This is a genomic window from Streptomyces soli (genome assembly GCF_003999195.1).
Classification (GTDB): Bacteria; Actinomycetota; Actinomycetes; order Streptomycetales; family Streptomycetaceae; genus Actinacidiphila; species Actinacidiphila soli.
In genome coordinates this window covers 1-4210 of record NZ_RJVR01000382.1, presented here as the reverse complement: position 1 = coordinate 4210, position 4210 = coordinate 1, and the positions used below count along the sequence as shown (strand labels likewise).

Sequence of the window (4210 nt, the reverse complement as noted above, 5' to 3'; positions counted from 1 at the left end):
CTGACAATCCCGTCCGCAGGTCGTGTACTTGCACACGAAGTGATCTCTGGGCGTTTCACGCCCAGAGATTCAGGAGCCGATTCCTCCCGGGGCTGAAGCCCCAGGCTTCCTCGGCAGAACAGGGTGAAGTCGATCGTCACGCTGGCGATGGCGAAGAACTCCAAGGTGGTGCTCGCCGCGCCCACCGGCCGGGCGGCGAAGCGACTCGCGGAACTGACAGGGGCCGAGGCATCGACGGTGCACCGGCTGCTGGAGCTGCAACCGGGCGGTGATGCGGCGTACGACCGGGACAGGCCACTCGACGCCGATCTGGTCGTGGTGGACGAGGCGTCGATGCTGGATCTGATCCTGGCGAACAAGCTGGTCAAGGCCGTAGCGCCCGGCGCGCACCTCCTCTTCGTGGGGGATGTGGACCAGCTCCCCTCGGTCGGGGCGGGTGAGGTGCTGCGGGACATGCTCGCGGCGGGCAGCCCGATCCCCTCGGTGCGGCTGACCAAGATCTTCCGGCAGGCCAAGCAATCCGGGGTGGTGACCAACGCGCACCGGATCAACGAGGGCCTGCCCCCGCTGACCGACGGCCTGCCTGACTTCTTTCTCTTCCCGGAGGACGACACCGAGAAGACGGCCGGTCTCACGGTCGACGTCGTCGCCCGGAGGATCCCCCGGAAATTCGGCCTCGACCCGCGCCGCGACGTCCAGGTGCTGGCCCCGATGCACCGGGGCCCGGCCGGCGCGGGCAACCTCAACACACCAGATCCGCAACAACTACGAGAAGGGCCAGAACGGCATCTTCAACGGCACCGTCGGCGTGGTGACACCGCTCAGCGAGCAGAAACTCACCGTGCTCACCGACGAGGACGAGGAGGTCCCGTACGACTTCGACCAGCTCGACGAGCTGGCGCACGCATACGCCGTCACCATCCACCGTTCACCCTGTTCTGCCGAGGAAGCCTGGGGCTTCAGGACTCCGTTGGGAAATCCGTAAACTGGCTTCGTCGGCTTGCTGAGGTTGCCATGATCGTTCTGTTCGTCGGAGCGAGGGGTGGGGCCGGATGTCGCTGGAATCTCGGGACGACCGTGGGGTGCCGGAGCTGACGGCTCGGGTGGTGCGGGCGTCGTTTCCGAAGGGGACGCTGGCTGTCCGTGTGCGTGAGGCGCTCGGCCCGCTGTTCGAGGACGAATCCTTCGCTGGGGCGTTTTCGACACGGGGGCGTCCGGCGGTGTCGCCGGGGGCGCTGGCGCTGGTCTCAGTGTTGCAGTACGCCGAGGGCCACACCGACCGGCAGGCCGCTGACCAGGTGAGGGGCCGCATGGACTGGAAGTTCCTCCTCGGCTTGGAGCTGGACGACCCGGGGTTCGACTTCTCCGTTCTCAGCGATTTCCGAGCCCGGCTGATCGAGCACGGCCTGGAGGAGAAGCTCCTGGACCTGGTCCTGGATCGGATCTCCAACCTCGGACTGCTGCGTTGCGGGGGGCGTCAGCGGACCGACTCCACGCATGTGCTGGCGGCGGTGCGGACGTTGAACCGGATGGAGTTCGTCGGCGAGACTTTGCGCGCCGCGGTGGAGGCGCTGGCCGCAGCCGCCCCGCAGTGGCTGTCCCCGCTGGTCACCGCCGACTGGGTCAAACGCTACGGCGCCCGGATCGACTCCTACCGCTTCCCCAAAGGCGACAACGTCCGCCAGGAGTGGGCCGAGCAGGTCGGCCGCGACGGCTTCACCGTCTTGGAGGCCGTCTATGCCCCCGGTGCCCCGATCTGGCTGCGTGAGGTCCCCGCAGTCCAGGTTCTGCGCCGGGCCTGGGTGGAGCAGTACCACCGTGACGGTGAGGGGGTGCGCTGGCGGGAGGGCAAGGATCTCCCGCCGGGCAGACGCCGTATGTCCTCACCGTATGACACCGACGCCCGCTACGGGACCAAGCGCGGCTCTGGCTGGTGCGGCTACAAGACACACCTGAGCGAGACCTGCGAACCCGACGCCCCGCACCTGATCACCCACGTGGCCACCACCGATGCCACGGTCACGGACACCGAGGTCACCGAGGCCGTCCACCAGGGCCTGGCCGCACGTGAACTGCTGCCTGATGAGCACGACGTCGATGCCGGGTATGTCACGGCCGCGCACATCGTGGCAGCGCGGGACGCGCACGGCATCGAGCTGCTGGGGCCTGTCGGTTTGGACACGTGCCACGAGAATTACGAGGGCGAGCACTTCACGCAGAGCGCGTTCAGGATCGACTGGGAGGCTAGGACGGCTACCTGCCCCCAAGGGAAGGTCAGTGCCAGCTGGTCCGAGCAGCGCAAGAGCAGCGGTACTCCCGTCTCACGGGTGCATTTCACCGCCCAGGACTGCGCGGTTTGCCCGGTGCGCGGCAAGTGCACCAAGGCGGCGAACGGCAAGTGGGGCCGCAGCCTGACCCTGCTGCCCCAAGACCAGCAGGAAGCGCTGGAGGACCGGCGCCGCGAGCAGCTGACCGACCAGTGGCAGCAGCGCTACAACATCCGCGCCGGGGTAGAGGGCACCATCTCCCAGGCCGTCCGGCGCACCCGTATCCGCCGCACCCGCTACACCGGCCTGCCCAAGACCCACCTCGGGCACGTCTTAGCCGCCACCGCCATCAATATCATCAGACTCGACGCCTGGATGAACGGAACACCCCTCGGCGGAACCCGTACCTCACACCTCGCCCAGCTCGAACTTGCCGCCTGACAACAGGATCACACCAGCCCGTTTACGCATTTCCCAACGGAGTCCTTCAGCCCCGGGAGGAATCGGCTCCTGAATCTCTGGGCGTGAAACGCCCAGAGATCACTTCGTGTGCAAGTACACGACCTGCGGACGGGATTGTCAGTCCGGCCGCGTACGGTACCAATCGTGGGCGTGAAGATCGTCGTGCGCGTGAAGCTGCTGCCTGCCTCTGAGGAGGCGGTCGCGCTGCGTTCGACGCTGCTCGCGTGCAACAGGGCCGCCGACCAGGTGTCCCGCGTCGCCTTCGACAAGCGGGAGTTCTCCAAGTTCGGCCTGCAAAAGGTCGTCTACGCGGACCTGAAGGCCTGCGGCCTGGGTGCTCAGGCGGCGATACGCACGATCAAGAAGGTCTGCGACGCGTACACGACGCTACAGGCGAACATCCGGGCAGGGAACCTGGGCCGGCCGGGTTCGAAGCTCCGGGTGAAGGCGGAATCGAAGCCGGTCACTTTCAGGCCGGAGGCTGCGCAGCCGTACGACGACAGACTCCTCACCTGGCAGCACGACGCCGGGACGGTGTCCATTTGGACAGCGTCCGGCCGGCTGAAGGGCGTGCGGTTCGTCGGGAGTGCGGACCACTTGAAGGTCCTGCGCGAGTACCGCAAGGGCGAGTCTGACCTCGTCGAACGAGACGGTGAGTTCTACCTTTTGGCGACCTGCGAGGTTCCCGAAGCGGAGGTCAACGCGGACCCTACCGGGTTCCTGGGTGTGGACCTCGGCATCGTGAACATTGCGACGACGTCCGACGGTGACATCTTCTCCGGGCGCCAGCTGAACCGGTACCGGGCCCGGCAGGCCAGGCTCCGCGCCAAGCTGCAGAAGAAGGGCACGAAGTCGGCGAAGCGCCTGCTGAAGAAGCGGGCCCGCAGGGAGCGGCGGTTTGCCGCCGACACCAATCACGTCATTTCGAAACGCATCGTGGCAGAGGCTGAACGCACCTCGCGCGCTATCGCCCTGGAGGACCTCCAGGGAATCCGCACGAGGGCTCGGTTGAAAAGGCCCCAACGGGCCGCGGTGCATTCCTGGGCGTTCGCCCAGCTCGGACAGTTCCTGGCGTACAAGGCACGCCGTGCCGGCGTGCCGGTGGTCTTCGTTGACCCCGCGTACACGAGCCGGCAGTGTTCCGAGTGCGACTACATAGACAAGAGGAACCGGGCCTCGCAGGCCCGGTTCCAGTGCAGGTCGTGCGGCGTCGTTGCGCACGCTGACCTGAATGCGTCGCGCAACATCGCCCGCAAGGGCGAGACTACGTGGATTGCGGGGCGTGAGTCACGCGTCCCAACCCCTGCCTAGCAGGTGGCCAGACGCGGGAGGTCACGCGGCAGCCAGTCGCGCCCTACCTGCAAGCCCGGTCCTTCAGGGCCGGGTCAAGTTGAGTACGCCGGACATGTCCGGTCGCTAAGGGGTGGAAGTCCCCCACGAGGAGAGGTGAGACTAACTCGCTAGCCAAAGGCAAGGGCGTC

2 protein-coding genes and 1 pseudogene are annotated in these 4210 nt (G+C 67.0%); all 3 read left to right on the top strand.

All coding sequences use genetic code 11. The features are described from left to right. Nucleotides 1-123: 123 nt before the first annotated feature. A pseudogene (locus tag EFK10_RS45940) lies at nucleotides 124-931 on the top strand (ATP-dependent DNA helicase); the annotation flags it as partial. Nucleotides 932-1052: 121 nt separating this feature from the next. Beyond that, complete coding sequence (locus EFK10_RS45935; protein WP_127361566.1) at nucleotides 1053-2708, top strand: IS1182 family transposase; 1656 nt, start codon at nucleotides 1053-1055, stop codon at nucleotides 2706-2708. Between the two features lie 171 nt (nucleotides 2709-2879). Then, the gene (locus tag EFK10_RS45930) at nucleotides 2880-4040 is read left to right on the top strand and encodes an RNA-guided endonuclease InsQ/TnpB family protein (protein WP_206305853.1); all 1161 of its coding nucleotides are present in this window, start codon (nucleotides 2880-2882) and stop codon (nucleotides 4038-4040) included. Nucleotides 4041-4210 lie beyond the last annotated feature (170 nt).

Bases quoted from the DNA above. Each gene is read 5' to 3' on its own strand.
- EFK10_RS45935 (WP_127361566.1), top strand. From the start codon at position 1,053: ATGTCGCTGGAATCTCGGGACGACCGTGGGGTGCCGGAGCTGACGGCT.